The organism is Sphingobium nicotianae, assembly GCF_018603885.1.
Lineage (GTDB): Bacteria > Pseudomonadota > Alphaproteobacteria > Sphingomonadales > Sphingomonadaceae > Sphingobium > Sphingobium nicotianae.
In genome coordinates this window covers 1-19,150 of the sequence record NZ_JAHGAW010000002.1, presented here as the reverse complement: position 1 = coordinate 19,150, position 19,150 = coordinate 1, and the positions used below count along the sequence as shown (strand labels likewise).

The 19,150-nt window shown below is 66.1% G+C and carries 19 protein-coding genes; 10 read left to right on the top strand and 9 right to left on the bottom strand.

The features are described 5' to 3' along the window. Positions 1 to 70: 70 nt before the first annotated feature. The 3 genes from modA to KK488_RS02915 all read right to left on the bottom strand — a co-directional run bounded on the left by modA (position 71) and on the right by KK488_RS02915 (position 2,682). A complete protein-coding gene (gene modA / locus KK488_RS02925; RefSeq protein ID WP_214621650.1) occupies positions 71 to 841 on the bottom strand; it encodes a molybdate ABC transporter substrate-binding protein in 771 nt (256 codons plus the stop codon). 136 nt (positions 842 to 977) lie between these two features. Beyond that, entirely contained in the window at positions 978 to 1,358 is a 381-nt protein-coding gene (locus tag KK488_RS02920; RefSeq protein WP_214621649.1) for a winged helix-turn-helix domain-containing protein, read from the bottom strand. Positions 1,359 to 1,422: 64 nt separating this feature from the next. Next, a complete protein-coding gene (locus KK488_RS02915) occupies positions 1,423 to 2,682 on the bottom strand; it encodes a threonine ammonia-lyase (RefSeq protein WP_214621648.1) in 1,260 nt (419 codons plus the stop codon). A gap of 56 nt (positions 2,683 to 2,738) precedes the next feature. Here KK488_RS02915 and KK488_RS02910 point away from each other — a divergent pair, with 56 nt between their 5' ends. From KK488_RS02910 to KK488_RS02880, 7 genes are all read left to right on the top strand, one after another. Continuing rightward, positions 2,739 to 3,608, top strand: a complete 870-nt coding sequence (locus KK488_RS02910; RefSeq protein WP_214621647.1) for an NAD(P)-dependent oxidoreductase — start codon at positions 2,739 to 2,741, stop codon at positions 3,606 to 3,608. Further along, positions 3,608 to 5,245, top strand: coding sequence for an amidohydrolase (locus tag KK488_RS02905; RefSeq protein WP_214621928.1), 1,638 nt, complete (start codon positions 3,608 to 3,610; stop codon positions 5,243 to 5,245). The genes KK488_RS02910 and KK488_RS02905 overlap by 1 nt, the downstream gene beginning before the upstream one ends. Positions 5,246 to 5,254: 9 nt before the next feature. Next, the gene (locus tag KK488_RS02900) at positions 5,255 to 6,061 is read left to right on the top strand and encodes a class I mannose-6-phosphate isomerase (protein ID WP_214621646.1); all 807 of its coding nucleotides are present in this window, start codon (positions 5,255 to 5,257) and stop codon (positions 6,059 to 6,061) included. A 106-nt stretch (positions 6,062 to 6,167) separates the two neighbouring features. After that, on the top strand, positions 6,168 to 6,545 hold the full coding sequence (locus KK488_RS02895; RefSeq protein ID WP_214621645.1) for a hypothetical protein: 378 nt from the start codon (positions 6,168 to 6,170) through the stop codon (positions 6,543 to 6,545). A 149-nt stretch (positions 6,546 to 6,694) separates the two neighbouring features. Further along, positions 6,695 to 7,540 carry a beta-etherase gene (locus KK488_RS02890; RefSeq protein ID WP_214621644.1) on the top strand — a complete coding sequence of 282 codons (846 nt, stop codon included), beginning with the start codon at positions 6,695 to 6,697 and terminating at the stop codon, positions 7,538 to 7,540. 152 nt (positions 7,541 to 7,692) lie between these two features. Further along, positions 7,693 to 8,310: a TetR/AcrR family transcriptional regulator gene (locus KK488_RS02885; protein WP_214621643.1), complete on the top strand. Its 618-nt coding sequence runs from the start codon at positions 7,693 to 7,695 to the stop codon at positions 8,308 to 8,310. Between the two features lie 19 nt (positions 8,311 to 8,329). Next, positions 8,330 to 9,637 (top strand): nucleotide disphospho-sugar-binding domain-containing protein, encoded by a 1,308-nt coding sequence (locus KK488_RS02880; RefSeq protein ID WP_214621642.1) that lies wholly within the window; start codon positions 8,330 to 8,332, stop codon positions 9,635 to 9,637. Positions 9,638 to 9,847: 210 nt separating this feature from the next. On the opposite strand, the gene KK488_RS02875 is transcribed toward KK488_RS02880, so the two are convergent. From KK488_RS02875 to KK488_RS02865, 3 genes are all read right to left on the bottom strand, one after another. Further along, on the bottom strand, positions 9,848 to 10,417 hold the full coding sequence (locus tag KK488_RS02875; protein ID WP_214621641.1) for a flavin reductase family protein: 570 nt from the start codon (positions 10,415 to 10,417) through the stop codon (positions 9,848 to 9,850). A 187-nt stretch (positions 10,418 to 10,604) separates the two neighbouring features. Next, the gene (locus KK488_RS02870; RefSeq protein ID WP_214621640.1) at positions 10,605 to 11,396 is read right to left on the bottom strand and encodes a 3-hydroxybutyrate dehydrogenase; all 792 of its coding nucleotides are present in this window, start codon (positions 11,394 to 11,396) and stop codon (positions 10,605 to 10,607) included. Next, positions 11,393 to 12,574, bottom strand: a complete 1,182-nt coding sequence (locus KK488_RS02865) for a patatin-like phospholipase family protein (RefSeq protein WP_432653834.1) — start codon at positions 12,572 to 12,574, stop codon at positions 11,393 to 11,395. The genes KK488_RS02870 and KK488_RS02865 overlap by 4 nt, the downstream gene beginning before the upstream one ends. A gap of 162 nt (positions 12,575 to 12,736) precedes the next feature. Here KK488_RS02865 and ypfJ point away from each other — a divergent pair, with 162 nt between their 5' ends. Beyond that, positions 12,737 to 13,624, top strand: a complete 888-nt coding sequence (gene ypfJ / locus KK488_RS02860) for a KPN_02809 family neutral zinc metallopeptidase (RefSeq protein WP_214621639.1) — start codon at positions 12,737 to 12,739, stop codon at positions 13,622 to 13,624. 626 nt (positions 13,625 to 14,250) lie between these two features. Here ypfJ and KK488_RS02855 read toward each other — a convergent pair. From KK488_RS02855 to KK488_RS21240, 3 genes are all read right to left on the bottom strand, one after another. Next, positions 14,251 to 14,643, bottom strand: coding sequence for a PilZ domain-containing protein (locus tag KK488_RS02855; RefSeq protein WP_214621638.1), 393 nt, complete (start codon positions 14,641 to 14,643; stop codon positions 14,251 to 14,253). 79 nt (positions 14,644 to 14,722) lie between these two features. Then, positions 14,723 to 15,190 carry an RNA polymerase-binding protein DksA gene (gene dksA / locus KK488_RS02850; protein WP_214621637.1) on the bottom strand — a complete coding sequence of 156 codons (468 nt, stop codon included), beginning with the start codon at positions 15,188 to 15,190 and terminating at the stop codon, positions 14,723 to 14,725. Between the two features lie 276 nt (positions 15,191 to 15,466). Continuing rightward, positions 15,467 to 16,471, bottom strand: coding sequence for a hypothetical protein (locus KK488_RS21240; protein WP_250890030.1), 1,005 nt, complete (start codon positions 16,469 to 16,471; stop codon positions 15,467 to 15,469). Between the two features lie 231 nt (positions 16,472 to 16,702). Between KK488_RS21240 and serS the strand changes: the two genes are divergently transcribed. Both serS and surE read left to right on the top strand, forming a co-directional pair. After that, positions 16,703 to 17,983 carry a serine--tRNA ligase gene (gene serS, locus KK488_RS02840; protein ID WP_214621635.1) on the top strand — a complete coding sequence of 427 codons (1,281 nt, stop codon included), beginning with the start codon at positions 16,703 to 16,705 and terminating at the stop codon, positions 17,981 to 17,983. A gap of 144 nt (positions 17,984 to 18,127) precedes the next feature. Continuing rightward, the gene (gene surE / locus KK488_RS02835; protein ID WP_214621634.1) at positions 18,128 to 18,889 is read left to right on the top strand and encodes a 5'/3'-nucleotidase SurE; all 762 of its coding nucleotides are present in this window, start codon (positions 18,128 to 18,130) and stop codon (positions 18,887 to 18,889) included. Positions 18,890 to 19,150: the final 261 nt, after the last annotated feature.

The following is a 19,150-nucleotide window of genomic DNA, read 5'->3' as shown; positions in this document are numbered from 1 at the left end:
ACATGGCGCCGCGGCCGGCACCATCCCAACCCCTCCTCTGAAGAGGAGGGACTATGTCTGGAACACGCCCTCACCGCACCGCGAACCCGCGCCGCGCGAAGATCACCTTGCCCTCGCGCGAGAGGAGGAAGCGGCGGAAACCCTCGGTATCCGGATTGGTCGCGGTCCTGAGCGTCGCGATCGGATAGGTGATCGGCGGGTGGCTGTCGGTCGGGAAAGTGCCGACGATCCGCACCCTGGCCGAAGCGCGCGCATCGGTCGCATAGACGATGCCTAGCGGGGCCGCGCCGCGCTCCACCAGTGCCAGCGCGGCCCGCACATTCTCGGCGCCGGCGACCTTGCCCTCGACGCCGTTCCAGACGCCCAGCGCGATCAGCGCGGCCTTGCCATATCTGCCTGCCGGAACGGAGTCGGGATCCGCCATGGCCAGACGCCCGCCGCCCAGTGCGCGCGCGAGCGGAAAATTGCGGCCGATGGTGAGGCGCGCCCTGCTCGTCGCCGGCGCGATCAGCACCAGCCGGTTGGTCAGGAAGGTCGCGCGCGTGCCTGCGCGAATGCGCTGCTTACCGGCAACATGGTCCATCCATTCCTCATCGGCCGAGATGAAGAGATCGGCCGGCGCGCCGGCGTCGATCTGCCGGGCGAGCGCGGACGAGGCGGCGAAGGAGAGGACAGGCGCGGCATGGCGCTTCGCCGCCCAGGCCCTGGCGGCGTCGTTCAGCGCCTCCTGCAGACTGGCGGCCGCCAGCACGAGCGGCCCGCGCGCCTGGGCCCGTGCAGGCGCAAGCGCGAGCAGAGACGCAAGCGAGAAAAGCAGGAACTGGCGGACGGTCGGTCGCATTGCGTCTCGGAATAGCTATGTGGCGGCGTATATAGCAATGGGGCCGAGGGGCAAATCGTCACGCAAGGATTTTCAGGTCATCTTTCGGGTTTCCGCGCCTCCCTGCCAGACCGGCAGGAAGGGGAGCGCGCGACCCCTAGCCCTTCTGGCTCGCGCGCGGCAGCGCCAGCATCGCGGCGGCGAGCGCGGCTTCGTCCGGACAATCCGATGCCCCGCTCAGCCGTTCCTGCAAGGCGCGATAATGGGCCAGCACCGCCTCGCCGAGCGGCGTCACCTTCGCGCCGCCGCCATGCGAGCTGCCGGGCGAGGTCTCGACCAGCGGCCCCTGCCAGCAGCGGTTCATGACGTCGACCAGCAGCCAGGCACGCCGATAGCTCATGTCCATCGCCCGCCCCGCGCCGGAGATGGAGCCGTGCACGCGGATCGCCTCGAGCAAATCCGCCTTGCCAGGCCCCATGGCGATCTCGTCGCCGCACATGAGCTGGATCTTGAGCTTGATGTTGGACGGCGCGGACATAGCAGCAGGCTAGACCATTCTTCACCCGATTAGAACCGTTCGCCCCATGCTTGTCGAAGAACGCTCAGGCCAGCTCCACCAGCGATGCCTCGTAGCCATCCTCCGCCAGCGCCGTCATCAGCCGCTGGAGATGCGCCTCGTCGCGCGTCTCGCATTCGATGTCGGTGATGAGGCCCTTGGCCGGCAGCGAGGTGAACACGCGCTGGTGATAGACCTCGATGATGTTGACCTGCTGCTCGTGGAAGATGCGCGCGACATGATAGAGCGCGCCGGGGCGGTCCTGCAGGCGGATGCGCAGACGCGCCAGCCGCCCGGACCGCGCGAGATCGCGCAGCAGCACGTTGGCGAGCAGCCGCGTGTCGATATTGCCGCCGCACAGGACGAGGCCGACGGTCTTGCCGACGAACATCGCCTTATGCTCCAGCAACGCCGCGAGGCCGGCGGCCCCCGCCCCCTCGACCACGGTCTTCTCGATCTGGAGAAGGAGGCTGACGGCCTGTTCCAGCGCGCGCTCCGTCACCAGCACGATGTCGTTGGCGAGCGCGCCGACGAACTGGCGGGTGAGCGTGCCAGGCTCCTTGACGGCGATACCCTCGGCCAGCGTGTCGCCGTCGCACGGCAGGGTCGCCTGCTTGATGACGTCGTACATGGAGGGATAAAGCTCGGCCTGGACGCCGATCAGCTCGATGTCCGGCTTCATGCCGCGCGCGGCCGTGCCCATGCCGGAGAAGAGACCGCCGCCCCCGATCGGGACGACCAGCGTGTCGATGCCCGGCGCGTCCTCCAGCATTTCGAGCGCGACCGTGCCCTGCCCCGCTATGATGTCCGCCTCGTCGAAGGGATGGACGAAGGTGAGGCCGCGCTCGGCTTCCAGCGTGCGGGCATGCGCATAGGCATCCTCGAACTTCTCGCCATGGAGGACAACAGTGGCGCCATGCCCCTCGGTCTGCATCACCTTCACCAGAGGCGTGGTGTTGGGCATCACGATGGTGACGGGCACGCCCAGGCGCGCGCCATGATAGGCGAGGCCCTGCGCATGATTGCCGGCCGAGGCGGCGATGACGCCCTTGGCGCGCGAGACCGGATCGAGCAGCAGCAGCCGATTGAGCGCGCCGCGCTCCTTGTAGGCGGCAGTGAACTGGTGGTTCTCGAACTTGAGATAGACGGTGGCGCCGGTCAGCTTCGACAGCGTCTGGCTGATGACGGTCGGCGTGCGCACGATCGCGCCCGAAATTCGCCCATGCGCCGCGCGGATATCGGCGAGCGTGACAGGCAGCACGTCACGCTGCTCATCGGAGGCGGAAACGGGATCGATCTTGTTCATGGCCGCGCGCCCTATCCCATCTAGCGCTTCCTGAAAACAGGCACTATGCCCGGCCCATGGCAAAAATAGCGTTTATCGGGTTGGGGGTGATGGGCGGACCGATGGCGGGGCATCTTGCCAGGGCAGGCCATGAGCTTTCGGTGTTCAACCGGTCGATGGGCAAGTCCCAGGCATGGGTCGACCGCTACGGCGGCATCGCCGCGACCAGCCCGGCGCAGGCCGCTGAAGAGGCGGACATCGTGGTGAGCTGCGTCGGCACCGATGACGACCTAGAAGCGGTGACGATCGGCCGCGACGGCGCCTTTCGCACCCTGCGCACCGGCGGCCTGTTCATCGATCATACCACCGTCTCGGCGCGCATCTCGCGCCAGCTCGGGCTGGAGGCTGAGACGCGCGGGCTGCACTTCGTCGATGCGCCGGTCTCGGGCGGTCAGGCGGGCGCGGAGAATGGCAAGCTCTCGGTCATGTGCGGCGGCAGCGAGGCGGCGGTGGCCGCCGCCAAGCTTGTCATGGAGGCCTATTCCGCGCGCATCGTCCATTGCGGGCCGACCGGATCGGGCCAGGTGACCAAGATGGTCAACCAGATCTGCATCGCCGGCGTGCTGGAAGGCGTCTCGGAAGGGCTGCGCTTCGCGCAGGCGGCAGGGCTGGACCTCGACGCCGTGTTCGAGGCGATTTCGGGCGGCGCGGCGCAAAGCTGGCAGATGGACAATCGCTGGAAGAGCATGAGCGAGGATCGCTTCGACTTCGGCTTCGCGGTCGAGTGGATGCGCAAGGATCTCGGCCTCGCGCTCGACGAGGCGCGCTCCATCGGCGCCACCCTGCCGGTCACGGCGCTGGTCGATCAATATTATGCGGAAGTCGTCCAGATGGGCGGCGGCCGCAACGACACGAGCGCACTGGTGCGGCGTCTGCGCAAGCCGTGATGCGCCTGTTTCTGGCAGTCTTGCTGGCGGGGTTCGCGACGCCCGCTCCAGCCAGCGGCCTCATCGACAATGTGAACGGCCTCACCGTCGATGCGACGGGCGATCTCGTCCATTTCACCGGTCTGCTGATCGACAAGGACGGCCGGATCGAGAAGCGCCTGAAGGAAGGCGAGAAGCGCCCGACTTTGCTCGACTATCGCTATGACGGGAAGGGGCGCACGCTCATCCCCGGCCTGATCGACGCGCATGGTCATGTCATGGAGCTCGGCTTCTCGCGGCTCAATCTCGACCTCAGCGATACAAAGTCGCTCGACGAGGCCAAGGCGAAGATCGCCGCCTATGCCGCCGCCAATCCGGGGCGGCCCTGGATTCTCGGCTTCGGCTGGAACCAGGAGGTCTGGGGCCTCGGCCGCTTCCCGACCGCTGCCGATCTGGCCGGCCTCGCCGGCGGGCGGCCGATCTGGCTGGAGCGGGTCGACGGCCATGCCGGCTGGGCCAATGACGCCGCGCTGGCGGCAGCGAAGATCAACGCCACGACCAGGGCGCCGGCCGGCGGACGCATCCTGATGACGGCCGGCAAGCCGAGCGGCGTGCTGGTCGACGAGGCGATGGGCCTGATGAGCAAGCTCGTCCCTCCGCCCCAGCCCAAGGATTATGACGCGGCGCTGCAGAAGGCGCAGGAGGCGCTGCTCGCGCGCGGCGTCACCGCGATCGGCGACATGGGCACGGACCTCAATGGCTGGCAGGCCTATCGTCGCGCCGGCGACCGCGGCGCGCTGCGGGTGCGGATCATGAGCTATGCGCGCGGCATGGAGCAGGCGCAGATCATCGCTGGTCCGGGACCGACGCCGTGGCTCTATGACGACAGGCTGCGCATGGGCGGGGTCAAGCTCTACATGGACGGCGCGCTCGGCTCGCGCGGCGCCTGGCTCAAGGCGCCCTATGCCGATGCGCCGACCGAGACCGGCCTGCCGCGCATGACTTCGGCGTCGCTGCGCAATCAGATGAGCCGCGCCGCGATGGACGGCTTCCAGATCGCCGTCCACGCGATCGGCGACAAGGCGAATGCCGAGGTGCTCGACGCAATCGACGAGCTCTCGGCAACCTATCAGGGCGACCGGCGTTGGCGGATCGAACATGCCCAGATCGTCGACCCTCTCGACCTGCCGCGCTTCGCCCTTCACGGGACGATCGCCTCGATGCAGCCGCAGCACGAGTCCTCCGACTGGCAGATGGCGATCGCGCGCCTGGGGCCGACCCGGCTCGGCGGCGCCTATGCCTGGAAGGCGATGCTCGCCAACAAGGTGCCGCTCGCCTTCGGATCGGACGTGCCGGTCGAGCCGGCCGATCCCTTCATCGGCCTCAAGTCGGCGATCACCCGCACCGATGCGAAGGACCAGCCGCCCGGCGGCTGGCTGCCCGAGCAACGCATCTCTTTGGCGGAGGCCCTGCGCGCCTATACATGGGGTGCCGCCTATGCCGGCTTCGCCGAGCAGCGCTTCGGCAATCTCGCACCCGGTCAGCGCGCGGACTTTCTCATCCTCGACCGCGAGATCGAGCTGGCGCGCCCGGCCGATCTGCCGGCGACACAGATTGTCGAGGTCTGGATCGGCGGACAGCGGGTGCTCAGCAAATAGGACGGCCCGATGACCGCGACCCGCCTCCACACCAAATATGTCGAGAAGCCCTGGGGCCGCCACACGCTGCCCGGCTTCTTCCCGGAAGGCGGCGGCCGCCAGATCGGCGAGGTCTGGTTCGACGGGCCGGACGGGCGCCACCCCCCGATCCTCGTCAAATATATCTTCACCAGCGAGCGGCTCTCGATCCAGGTCCATCCCGATGATGCGCAGGGCCGCGCGCGCGGCCTGCCCGGCGGCAAGAGCGAATGCTGGTTCATCCTCGATGCCGAGCCGGACGCGACGCTCGGCATGGGCACCGTGCGCCCGCTCTCCGGCGATGAGCTGCGCGCCGCCTCGCTCGACGGCGAGATCGAGCAGCTGATGGACTGGAAGCCGGTCAGGCCGGGCGACTTCTTCTACATTCCGGCCGGGACGGTGCACGCGATCGGCGCGGGTGTCACGCTCGTCGAAGTGCAGCAGAATGTCGACGTCACCTATCGGCTCTACGATTATGGCCGCCCGCGCGAGCTGCATCTCGACGATGGTGTCGCCGTGAGCCGGCCGGAGCCTTATGAGCGGGCGCCCGTCAATGTTGCCGCGCAGGATGAGGCCGCCCTGCTGGATCGCAGCGAAGCGCCGTTCAATCTAACGCTCGACACCTTCCCGGAAGGGACACACAGCATCGCCGGGAGTGGCCCGTGCTGGTTCATCCCGCTCACCGGCCACGGCACGGTCGACGGCGCACCCTGGCAAGCCGGGCAATGCTGGCTGATCGATGGCACGGCGCGGCTCCTGGTCGCCGCGAAGACCCGGGCGTTGCTGGCGACCGTCTGACCACGCAATATGTCGCCGTCGGTGCATAGGCGATTAAACGGGCATTTTAACGTGTCCGCGCTAGAGTGCGGGCAAGATCGACACCGGGTGGCGGAGAGGAGCAATCATGTTTGAACTATCCTATGATCCGGACCGCATCCTGATGAGCATTGTTCAGCAAGGCTATTGGTCGATGGCCGAGTTTCGTGAGTTCGAGGCGCAATTTTCGAAGCTGCACAACGACATCCGCAAGCAGCACCGCAATTATCGCGTCATCGCCGATTGCCGCGATTTTGCGGTTCAGTCCCCCGAGATCGGCCAGGCCTTTGGTGTCATGTTCGAGAAACTCGTGGCAGAGAACAAGGGTCATTATGCGATCCTCCTCCAGACGACGCTCAACAAGCTGCAGGCCAAGCGTGCGATCCCTCAAGCCCATGTGCACACCTTCACGGATCGGGAGGAGGCCATGACCTGGCTGTTCGAGGACGACAGCCTGCCGGACTGAGGTGAGGCTGTCGACGGAGCCAGGGCGACCTTCAATTTTCAGACATAGTCAACAAATTTCACCCTGCGTTGTCGGAATCGCCTAGCGCCGGTCCGCACCGCGCCCTATGCCGATGTCACCAATTTCCGCGCAGGAGAGAGTCCCAAAACATGGCAAAAGACAATAAAATCACGATCTACGACCTGGCGCTGGCCAGCGGCGCGACGATCAGCCCGTTCGTCTGGGCGACCAAATATGCGATCGCCCACAAGGGCTTCGAGCTCGACATCGTGCCCGGCGGCTTCTCCGGCATTCCCGAGCGCACCGGCGGCGTCACCGAGCGCCTGCCCGCCATCGTCGATGACGGCAAATGGGTGCTCGATAGCTGGCTGATCGCCGAATATCTCGATGAGACCTATCCCGATCGCCCGACCCTCATCCCCCACCCCAGCGTCAAGGCGCTGACGCAGGGCATGGAAGCCTGGCTGTGGAGCGCGGCGATCAGCCCGTGGATGACCTGCTTCATCAAGCAGTATCGCGACCGCTCGCTGCCGGTCGATCATGACTATGTGACGACGTCGCGCGAGCGCATGTTTGGACGGAAGATCGAGGACATCATTGTCGGCCGCGAGGATCGCTTGCCGCTGGTGCCGCCGACGCTGCAACTGATGCGCAACGTGCTGGCCGAGAATAAGTGGTTCGGCGGCGATACCCCCAATTATGCGGACTATCGCCTGCTCGCTGTATTCCTCTTCACCGCCTCGGTCGCCGATACGCCCGTGCTGACCGAGGACGATCCGCTGCGCGACTGGATCGATCGCGGCTTCGATCTCTATGGCGGCCTCGGCCGTCATCCCGGTCTATCGCCCATCTTCGGCCTCCAGCTGCGCGAGGGTGATCCCGAGCCGTTCGTGAAGGGCGGCGCCAAGGGCGGTCTCGCCAGCCGCAACACCGGGCCGCAGTCGACCGCTGCCGAAACGGCGCGACTCAAGGGCGAGACAGCCCCCGCGAACTGAGGTCCCCCGACGTCCAGCTTCATGCCCGGCCGATCCCGATCGGCCGGGCTTTCTTTTGCTTTTCCGCGCTTTCGATCGGCTCGACCAAATTCGCGTTACCATCGATAAAATTAATATTGACCGACGTCAAATTTCGCGTTACTTCCAGTTACATGAAATCTGATCCCGCCATGACCGACGCCAGGCGTCCCTATCGCCAGAGCGCGCGCGCCGAGGCCGCGTCACGCACGGCGGAGGCGATCGTGGACGCGTTTCTGGGGCATATGACCTCACACTGGTATGACGACATCAGCCTTGCCAGTGTCGCCAAGACAGCCGGCGTCACCGTGCCGACGATCCTGCGTCATTTCGGCAGCAAGGAAGGCGTGCTCGAGGCGATCGGCAAGCGGTTCGAGAGCGAAGTGCGCGAGCGTCGCCGGATGATGCCCGGCGACATTGACGGGGCGATCACCGCGCTGCTGAGCGACTATGAGACGGCGGGCGACATGATGATGCGCTTCCTCGCGCAGGAAACGCGCTTCCCCGCCGTCAGGCGGCTGACCGACGTCGGCCGCGCCCAGCATCGCAGCTGGGTGCGCGAGAGTTTCGCGCCCTATCTGGCCGGCCTGACGCCGGAACAGGAAGAATGGCAGCTCGACGGGCTGATTATGTCGCTCGACCTCTATGTCTGGCAGGTTCTGCGACGAGACCGGGGTCGTACACCCGAAGAGGTAAGGCGCTTCATGCGCGCGCTGGTGGATGGTATTCTCGGCTCGAAGCCCGGGTCGTGACGTAACAAGGAGAAAGACGATGGATACCCGGAAGGGATCCTACGTCCTCGCGACGTTCGAGGGCGGGGGATCGGTTGCGCCTTTTATAACCCTGGCGCGCAAATTGATGGCGCGGGGCCACGATGTCCGCATCGTGAGCGATGAATGCAATCGCGGCGAAGCGCTCGCCAGCGGCGCGGCCTTCTCGCCCTGGGTTCGGGCGCTCAGCCGCCCCGAGCGTGGACGCGATCATGAGCCGGTGCGTGACTGGGAGGCCGAGAACGGCTTTGCCGGCATCTGCATGCTGCTCGATATCCAGATCGTCGGCCGCGCCGAGGATTATGCGCGCGACATGATCGAGATCCTGCGCGAACATCCCGCCGATCTTGCGGTCGTGAACGACCTGATCCTCGGTGCCATGATGGGCTGCGAAGCGCTGGGTCAGCCCTTCGCGGTGATGGGCTGCCACCCGCTGACCTATCCGGTGGTCGACGGCATGGTTCCCCTGGGGCCGGGCCTGCCCCCCGCCGTGACCCCCGAGGACCGGGCGCTGCATCAGGATATCCGGATCGGCACCATGGCAACGTTCGACCAACGCTTGCCGGCCTATAACAAGGCGCGCGCCAGCGTCGGCCTGCCACCCCTGCCGCATCTGGCGCACCAGATCTTCGCGGCCCGGCGCTTCCTCATGGCGACGAGCCCGGCCTACGACTTCGCGCCCGATGTCCTGCCCGACTTCTTCGCCTATGCCGGTCCGCAACTCGACGACAATCTCTGGTCCAAGCCCTGGACTTCACCGTTCGCGACGGACGATCGCCGGCCGCTGGCGCTGGTCAGCTTCTCGACCACCTTCCAGGATCAGGCGAACCAGTTGCAGCAGGTGGTCGACGCGCTGGCCGCTCTGGACATGCGCTCGGTCGTCACCCTGGGCGGCTCAATCCGGCCGGACGAGGTGCGCGCTGCGCCGAATGTCCATGTCGTCGAGAGCGCCCCGCACGCCGAGCTCATGTGGGAAGCGAGCCTGGTCATCAATCATGGCGGCCACGGCACCGTCATCAAGGCCGCGACGGCGGGCCTGCCGCAGCTTGTCATCCCGCATGGCCGCGACCAGAACGACAATGCGATGCGCATCGTCCACCGCGGCGCCGGGCTGATGTTGCCGCTGGGCGCCGACAGCGCGGCGATTCGCGAGGCCGTGCAGCGCCTGCTCGACGAGCCGGCCTTCTCCGACAATGCCCGCGCGCTGGGTGAGCGCATCCGCGCCAGCTACTCGGATCATGACATCATAGGCGCGGTCGAGGCCCTGGCGCTGGGCGATGTGGGAAAGGACCGCGCTGAAGTCGCCTGATCGGCGGCCGGGGGTTGCGACAAGTTGATACAAAGTCCGCCTCTCGTGACAAACTCTCGCGACAAGCCGGGGCTATAACTCTCTTCAGCGCTGCTCCCACGGCGCTAAAAACCGGCGTTTCTCCCACGACGTCGGACTTGTAGACTCCCACTGATTGATCCCACCCCGGCCCCTTCCCTCCCACGGGGGAGGGGCCACGGGTTTGGAAGCCTAACTCCGGCCATTGCCGAGCATGCCGGGGCGGAACAGGCCGCGACGGCTGACGATCTTGCCCGCCACCATGAAGTCGCCGTCGCCGGTATAATGGATGGTCTGCGGATGCTTGGGCCGGCGCGCGCGGTGCGCCTTGACGATCTCGAAGATGAAGAAGTTGTAGCGATCGACCATGGCGTCGTCGAACAGCCGGCACTCGAAATTGGCGTAGCACTCGCCGATGAGCGGCGCCTCCACCCGCAGGGCCGGCTCGGCGGTCAGCGCATTGTCGGCGAACTTGTCGACCGACCGCCCCGAACTGTTGCCGATCCGGACGACCGTGTCGATCATGTCAACCGTCGGCAGGTTGATCACGCATTCGCGGCTCTGCCGGACCAGTCTGAAGCTGTGATTGCCGCCGGAGATCATGCAGCCGACCAGCGAAGGCGAAAACTCCAGCACGACATGCCAGCCGAGCGTCATGATGTTGGTCTCGTCGCCGTGGCGGGACGAGATCAGGACGATCGGGCCGGGCTCGAGATAGGCGCGGGCATTGTGCGGCGACAGATCGATCTTGCTGGCGGGCATGGCGGCTCTCCTTGTCCTGTCATGGAATGGCCCCGGAGCTTGCGCATTCCAACCCTCCCGTCATTCCCGCGAAAGCGGGAAACGCAAGTTCGCCGAAGGCAATCCAGGCTCCAGTCGCGCCGTGGTTGCCGCGCCCACTGGATTCCCGCGTTCGCGGGAATGACGAAGGAGTGAGTTTGGGCAGCCGTCAGCCCGCCGTCCAGCCGCCATCCACGCTGATGTTCGCGCCCGTGATGTTCACCGCCGCGTCCGAGCAAAGGAACAGCGCGATGCCCGCCACCTGCTCGGGCGTCACGAACTGCTTGGTCGGCTGGCTCTCCAGCAACACGTCGTTGATCACCTGCTCGCGGGTCAGGCCGCGCGCCTTCATCGTGTCGGGAATCTGCCCCTCGACGAGAGGCGTCCAGACATAGCCGGGCGAGATGCAGTTGGCCGTCACGCCAAAGGTCGCCAGCTCCAGCGCGATCGTCTTGGTGAAGCCGGCAAGGCCGTGCTTGGCGGTGACATAGGCGCTCTTGAACGGCGAGGCGACGAGACTGTGCGCGGACGCGGTCTGGATGATCCGCCCCCACTTCTTCTCCTTCATGTGCGGCACGGCGAGGCGCGTCGTGTGGAAGGCGGCGGTGAGGTTCAGCGCGATGATGAGGTTCCATTTGTCGACCGGGAAGTCCTCGACCGGCGCGACATGCTGCACCCCGGCATTGTTGACCAGGATGTCGACGCCGCCAAAAGCCTCCGCCGCTTGGCGCATCATCCCCTCGATCTCGTCGACCTTGGTCAGGTCGTGGCCCGAATAGATCGCCTTGGCGCCGCTCGTCGCCTCCAGCCCCTGCCGCTCGGTCTCGATCGCCGCGGCATCGCCAAATCCGTTGATCACCACATTCGCGCCTTGCGCCGCGAAAGCCTTGGCATAGGCCAGCCCGATGCCGGAGGTCGATCCCGTCACCAGCGCCGTCTTGCCCGTGAGCGTTCCCGTCATGCCTGCTTCTCCTTGATCTGGCCGCTCGGCGCGATGTCGAAAGTCGCGCTTTTGCCGCTGGTGATGTTCTGGGCGATCAGCCGATTGCCCTTGTCGATGAGTGCCGAGACGGCATGGCAGCCCTGCTGCCAGTGGTCCTGCATCGTGCCGCGCGAAAACTCGAAATCGCGTGCGCCGCTTTCCCAGGCGCGCGTGCGATAGATGAGGTGGACGATATTGACCGCGCCTTCCTGGACCATGCCGGCGAGCTTCCTCGCTTCCGGCGACTGCGCCAGTTCCGCGGGCAGCCTGTCGAGCAGGGCGCGGATCGCCTCATGCTCATGCCGCTCGCGCAGATAGAGATCCGTCACCTGACGGGTGCGGCTGGAATATTGAATATCCTTCTGGCGTGACCAGACCTCGGTCATCTCGCGCGGCAACGGCCCCTCGGCGGGAAAGAGATCGACCTGGAAGATGAGCAGGTCGCCCGCCTGATTGTCGAGCACATAGGCCAGGGGGGTATTGGAGAGCAGGCCGCCATCCCAATAATGCCGTCCCTCGATCTCGACCGGCGGCAGGCCCGGCGGCAGCGCGCCGGATGCCATGACGTGGCGTGCGTCGATCCTGCCGCGCCAGTGCGGATCCTGATTGTCGAAATAGACGAAATTACCGTTCTGGATGTCGACGGCGCCGATGGAGAAGCGCATCGGCCCATGGTTGAGCAGGTCCCAGTCGACAAGGCTATCCAGCGTCTCGCGCAGCGGCTTGGTGTCATAATAGCTCAGCGCCTCGGGTGTGCCCGCCGGCGCCCAGTTGGCCGGTAGCCAGTTCGGCCGGAAGAAGCCCGGAATCCCCCAGAGCGCCACGGCGCCCGCCGCCATCAGATGCGCGGCCTCGCGAATGTCCTGCTGCTCGGGCAGGCAGAAATTGGGCAGGCCGCTGCTGACGAGATCCCAGAAGGCCGTCAGCTTCTCGACGCGACGCTCGGGCGGGTTGCCGGCGATCAGCGCGGCATTGACCGCGCCGATCGAGATGCCAGCCACCCAGTCGATCTCGATGTCGATCGCGTGGAGCCGCTCGATCACCCCGGCCTGATAGGAGCCGAGCGCGCCGCCGCCCTGGAGCACCAGCGCCACCTGATCCGGCAACGGCACGGGCGCGTGGCCTCTGCCGGGGCGCTTTGGCATCTGCTTGGGCATGTCCATGGTGCAGCGCAATATCGCATTGGCAGGAGAGTCGCCAGCGCGGCGCGCATCGGCCCCGCTCGGTTCGTCGATTGTCCACCACCACCGCTCGCCCCTTCCCATGATCTGGGACACATCCTAGGGTCCTGTCGACCGGAGAGCGAAAAAGGACTCGCCATGCGCCTCGACGACCAGGAAGAAAGCAGCAATTACGAGATCCAGCGCGGCGGGGGCGGTCTCGGCGGTTTCGGCGGCGGTGGCAGCGGCCTGATCGGCATGCTGCTGCCGATGATCGGCAGCCGCTTCGGCTGCACCGGCATCGTCATCGCGCTCGCTGTGCTCGCCTTCCTCAATTTTGGCGGCGGGTTGCTGACCAACGGCGGCCAGATGGCGCCGACGCAGCAGAGCGCCCCGGCCGGCGGCGACCAGGCCGCGCTCAGCGACATCCAGCATTTCTCGCTCAAGGTGCTGGGCAGCACCGAGAAGGTCTGGGGCGAGGTCTTCAGGGAGCATGGCCAGCAATATACGCCGACCGTTCTCTCCTTCTATTCGCAGAGCGGCCAGTCAGGCTGCGGCGCGGCGCAATCGGCGATGGGTCCCTTCTATTGCCCGCTCGACAAGAAGATCTATCTCGACACCGATTTCTTCAACGAGCTGCGTCAGCGCTTCGGCGCGCCGGGCGACTTCGCCGAGGCCTATGTGATCGCGCATGAGGTCGGCCATCACATCCAGGACCTCGAAGGCACGCTCGGCCAGGTCAACCAGGCCCAGCGCTCGGCGGGCGAGGCGCAGGCCAACGCGATGCAGGTCAAGGTCGAGCTGCAGGCGGATTGCTATGCCGGCGTGTGGGGCAAGCGCACCGGCCTCATGGAGCCCGGCGACATGGAAGAGGGCCTGAAGGCCGCGCAGGCGATCGGCGACGACACGCTGCAGCGCGAGGCGGGCCAGCGCCCGATGCCGGACAGCTTCACCCACGGCACCAGCGAGCAGCGCATGAGCTGGCTGCGCAAGGGGCTGGAGACCGGCGATCCGGCGAGCTGCGACACGCTGCAAGGCGGCCGCTGAGTCGTCCATCGCGGCGCGTCCCCGCCGCATATGCGACTCGATCGGGGCATTCTGCCGAATGGCGATATTCCGTCAGTGGAATCGACGTCAGCAGCATGACGCTACGGCAAGGCGGCCGGCACATATTGAGGCTTTGTTGCCACAACGCAGCGCGATTTTCTCACCGTTCGCGGCGATAACCCAGAGAAAGTGACGCCTTCGCGAGCGCGAGAGAAAATTTCTTGGATAGCGCGTTTTTAGACACTTTCCTGCGCAACCATTTTTTTATCGTGTAATATCAATTGGATAATTGATGGCTTCCATTTTTGCACGGCAAAATTTCATTTTCGCACTTGCAGCAATTTATGGATATGCTAACTATCAGCCTGCCTTTCAGGCATCCTCTCCTAAGACTCATGGGTCGGCCTCGACTGAGGTCGGCCCTTTTTTTTTGCTTTGATCTGCCCTAGAGAGGCCCGTCTCGCGCGCACCAACAAGATCACTTCGGAGAGGAAGCCGCCGGGAAGACCGGCACCGCGCAGCGAGACAATGCGGAGGATCGAGCGCCAGGATGGCCGCTCTCCTCCGCATTTTTTTCAGCATCGGGATATCAGTGGCCGGCCCCGTCGGCGCGACCGGAGCGAGGGTCAGCGGCTGAACTTGGCCACGCGCGGGAGCTGGCGAAGATAGAGCGGCAGGCCTTCGCCCTGTGGTTGGCTGACCGGCTTGCGGGCCGCCTGCGGATCGATCCGGGCATCGAACGCCATGCCGATGCGGTCGCCGCGCACCCAGCTCACCCGGCCGGACACGTCGCCAATGCCGCGCAACTGCACGACGACACGATCGCCATCACGAAAGCTGGCTTCACAATCGGCCATCAGGCCGGTTTCTGAGAGATTGCGCACGCGCGCTTTGCCGAGGGGATTGCCCGTCTCATCCGACAGGGTGGTGAGCAGGAACAAGCTGTCCCGCTTGGCGCCTCGCTTCGATGCGCCATCAGATGGATCTTGCAGGATCGGCGTGGGGTCGGATTCTGCCATGGGCCGAGCGTGCCATGGCATGGTAGAGAAAGTCTTAACGGACCGCCGGACTTGCGACGACCGGAGGATCACCGAAGGATCAATCGTCCCGCGAGACCTTTTCCTGGCGCTCGTGGCGCTCCTGGGCCTCGACGGTCATCGTCGCGATCGGACGGGCTTCGAGGCGGCCCAGCGAGATGGGCTCGCCGGTGACTTCGCAATAGCCATATTCGCCCTCGTCGATTCGGCGCAGCGCCGAGTCGATCTTGGAGATCAGCTTGCGCTGGCGATCGCGGGTGCGCAGCTCGATCGACCAGTCGGTCTCGCTGGAGGCGCGGTCGTTGAGATCGGGTTCGCGCAGCGGCTCGCTCTGCAGTGTCGCCAGCGTGCCTTCGGCTTCGGAGAGGATCTGCTTCTTCCAGTCGAGCAGCCGGCGGCGGAAATATTCCAGCTGCAGCGGCCCCATAAACTCTTCGTCGGGCGACGGCCTGTAGCCCTCCGGCAATTCGATGCCTGAGCCGTTGGAACCGGACCCGTTCTTATCCGGCGAACCTGCGAGGGAGGCCATCAACTTCTCCGAATTCTTCCAAGCGCGCCTTGTATCGAGCGTCTCTGGCGCGGGCCTATAAAGCGCCGCCTTCCCACAGACAAGCTCTGTTTCCAGCGGCTTGAACCTTGCGTGGACACGCGACCGATTCTCGGGACCATCAAAGCGATCAAAAGTAATATTTTAACCACTTCCTTTAATCGATCGTCCCCATCGGAGGCATTAACTTAATTAGTTTGGAAATTACGTGGTTAAATTCCGACAATATCGATGAAATCGAGGTTAATCTTGTTGAAGTTAACGTTTTATTTTGCGTTCTAGGCAATAGCAACCGCTGGCTGCCGGGGACTTCAGCCAGATCAAAGTTCGGAAGAGTGGGCTGAACATGTCTGTACGAATGGCCTTGGCTAAACTTTGCGCATGCGCTGCGGGCGGTGCGATCATCGGCGGCGGCGCGCTGCAGATCGCGGAGGCGTCGCGCCCCGCGGTGGTCAACCAGATCAAGCGCAAGCCGATCGCGCCGGCCGCTAAGCCGGTGCACCGCAAGGTCGTGAAGACGCGCAAGGTCGTGCGGACCGTGCGCACCGAAAAGGCCGGGCCGCAGGTCATCCAGATCCATACGCAGGGCGCGCCCGTTCCGCTGGAGCGCCCGATGGAAATGCCGACCGGCTCGGGCGGCGGTGGCGGCATCGTCGTCGCCGGCGGGAGCGGCGGCTGGGGCGGTGGCGGCGGCTTCTTTGGCGGTTTCTTCGGCGGCGGCGGCAGCAGCGGCGGCTCGGTGGTGGTCTCCTCGACGACCAGCGGCGGATCGACCTCCACCAGCGGCGGCTCCACGTCGACGAGCGGCGGATCGACCAGCACCTCGAGCGGTGTCAGCACCTCGTCGGGCGTCAGCACCTCGTCCGGCGTCAGCAGCTCGACCTCGACCGGCGGCTCGTCCAGTTCGTCTTCCTCCTCCTCGTCGAGCTCATCCAGCAGCTCCTCCTCGTCATCGAGCAGCAGCTCCGGCTCGTCGAGCTCCAGCAGCTCGGGCGGCAAGCCGCACAAGCCGCCGCACCACAGCAGCTCCGGCTCATCCGGGTCGAGCGGCTCCAGCGGTTCGTCGGGGTCGAGCAGCTCCTCGGGTTCGAGCAGTTCCTCCGGCTCGAGCAGCTCCAGCGGCTCGAGTTCGACCTCTTCGTCGACCAGCTCCAGCACGTCGAGCAGCACCTCCTCCTCGACCAGCAGCGGCTCGTCCGGCTCGTCGAGCTCCAGCGGCTGCACCAGCAGCGGCTGCACCGACGTGCCCGCCCCGCCGATCATGCTGCTGTTCGGCGGCGCCGCGGCGGCGGTGATCGGTGGCCGCCAGTGGCTCACGCGCCGGCGCCGGGAAGAGGACGAGATCGAGGATCAGGACCAGATCGCCTGAGCCGATCGACCAGCGCCATGGCAGACGGGGCGTCCGGCAACGGGCGCCCCGTTCGCGTTTGCGGCCTGTCGCGCCAATCCTTCCGCGCTTGATCGCGCGCGGGCGGCGGGGCATAGGCTCCCGCCATGCACGACATCCGCTTCATCCGCGAAAACCCGGCCGCTTTCGATGCGGGCCTTGCCCGCCGCGGCCTCGATCCGCTGAGCGCCGAGATCGGCGCGCAGGACGCCCAATGGCGCGCGACCTCGACCGCCGTGCAGGAGAGCCTCGCCCGCCGCAACGAGGCAAGCAAGGCGATCGGCGCGGCCATGGCCAGGGGCGACGCGGCGACGGCCGATGCGCTCAAGGCCGAGGTCGCGACGCTCAAGACCCGCCTGCCCGAGCTGGAGACGGAGGAGAAGGCGCTGGCCGAGGCACTGCAGGCCCGCCTCGCCGCCATCCCCAACCTCCCCGCGCCCGAAGTGCCGGAGGGGCCGGACGAGACCGCCAATGTCGAGCAGCATAAATGGGGCACGCCGCGCAGCCTCAATTTCGCGCCGCAGGATCATGCCGATTTCGGCCCCGCGCTCGGCCTCGATTTCGAGGCGGCAGCGGCCATCTCCGGCGCCCGCTTCGCCGCCCTGCGCGGCCAGATGGCGCGCCTGCACCGCGCGCTCGGCCAGTTCATGCTGGACATGCAGACGGGCAGCAATGCCTATGAAGAGACCAACCCGCCGCTGCTGGTGCGTGACGAGGCCGTCTATGGCACCGGCCAGCTCCCCAAGTTCGCCGAGGATCTGTTCCGCACCACCACCGGTCACTGGCTGATCCCCACCGCCGAGGTCAGCCTCACCAATCTCGTGCGCGAGCAGATCCTGGCCGAGGCGGTGCTGCCGATCCGCATGACCGCGCTCACCCCCTGCTTCCGGTCCGAGGCCGGCTCGGCCGGGCGCGACACGCGCGGCTTCATCCGCCAGCACCAGTTCGAGAAGGTCGAGCTGGTGTCGATCTGCACGCCCGAACAGGCGGCCGACGAGCATGAGCATATGCTCCAGTCGGCGCAGGGCATCCTGGAAGCACTCGGCCTGCCTTATCGCCGCATGCTGCTCTGCGCCGGCGACATGGGCTTTTCCGCCGCCAAGACCTTCGATCTCGAAGTCTGGCTGCCGAGCCAGGGCGTCTATCGCGAGATCAGCTCCATCTCGACCTGCGGCGACTTCCAGGCGCGGCGCATGAACGCGCGCTTCCGCCCCGAGGGCGAGAAGGGCACGCGCTTCGTCCACACGCTGAACGGCTCCGGTCTCGCAGTCGGACGGACGCTGGTCGCGGTGCTGGAGAATTACCAGAATGCCGATGGCAGCGTCACGATACCGGAGGTGCTGCTGCCCTATATGGGCGGCATGACCGAGCTGACGCCGAAGTTATAATTTCAAGCCCCTCCCTTTCAAGGGAGGGGTTGGGGGTGGGTGTCGCGCAGCGATCTGCAACATCGCCAAGCCCCACCCCAACCCCTCCCCTGAAGGGGAGGGGCTTACAGAGACGCCCGCGCCGCCTGAACGGAGACAGAACCCATGCGCATCCTCCTCACCAATGACGACGGCATCCACGCGCCGGGCCTCGTGGTGCTGGAGCAGATCGCCCGCGCCTTCTCGGATGACATCTGGATCGTCGCGCCGATGGAGGAGCAGTCCGGCGCCGGGCACAGCCTCACCCTGTCGCGCCCGCTGCGCCTGCGCCGGCATGGCGAGAAGCATTACAGCGTCTCGGGCACCCCGACTGACGCCGTCATGATGGCGGTCGGCCATCTGATGAAGGATCACAAGCCCGACCTGCTGCTCTCCGGCGTCAATCGCGGCGCCAATCTGGGCGAGGATGTGACCTATTCCGGCACCGTTTCGGCGGCGATGGAAGGCGCGATTTCGGGCGTCCGCTCGATCGCGCTCAGCCAGGTCTATGCCGAGGAGGGCCAGGGCGACGGCGTCTCGTTCGAGGCGGCGCAGGTCTGGGGCGAGCGCGTGGTGCGCGGCCTGCTGGCCCTGCCCGAGACGGCGCGCACGCTGATCAATGTCAACTTCCCCGCACTGCCCGCCGGCGCGATCAAGGGCATCAAGGTGGCGCGCCAGGGCTTCTACGATGTCGATCGCACCCGCATCGTCAAGAGCACCGATCCGCGCGGCTACGACTATTTCTGGTTCGGCCTGCACCACAGCGACTCCGCGCCCGGCGAAAGCGATCTCGCCGCCGTCGCCGCCGGCTACATCTCGGTGACGCCGCTGCACTTCGACCTGACGCATGACGCCTCGATGGCGGCGCTGGGCAAGGCGTTCGGCTAGGGCGAAACGCCCGATAAACTCCCCCGTCATCCCCGCCCAGACTCACCCTTCCCCAAACCTTCATCGTCATTCCCGCGAACGCGGGAATCCAGTCACCAAAGCGATGACGGCGCGACGGGACTCTGGATTCCCGCTGACCTGCTCCCCAGATTGTCCGCGATTATAAGTTAGCTCTGTTCGCGTTATGGGCCTCTGCGGCCCGGGTTGCATATTCCGCCGGCGTGAGTCCGTCGAGGCTCGTGTGGGGTCGGTGCTGGTTAT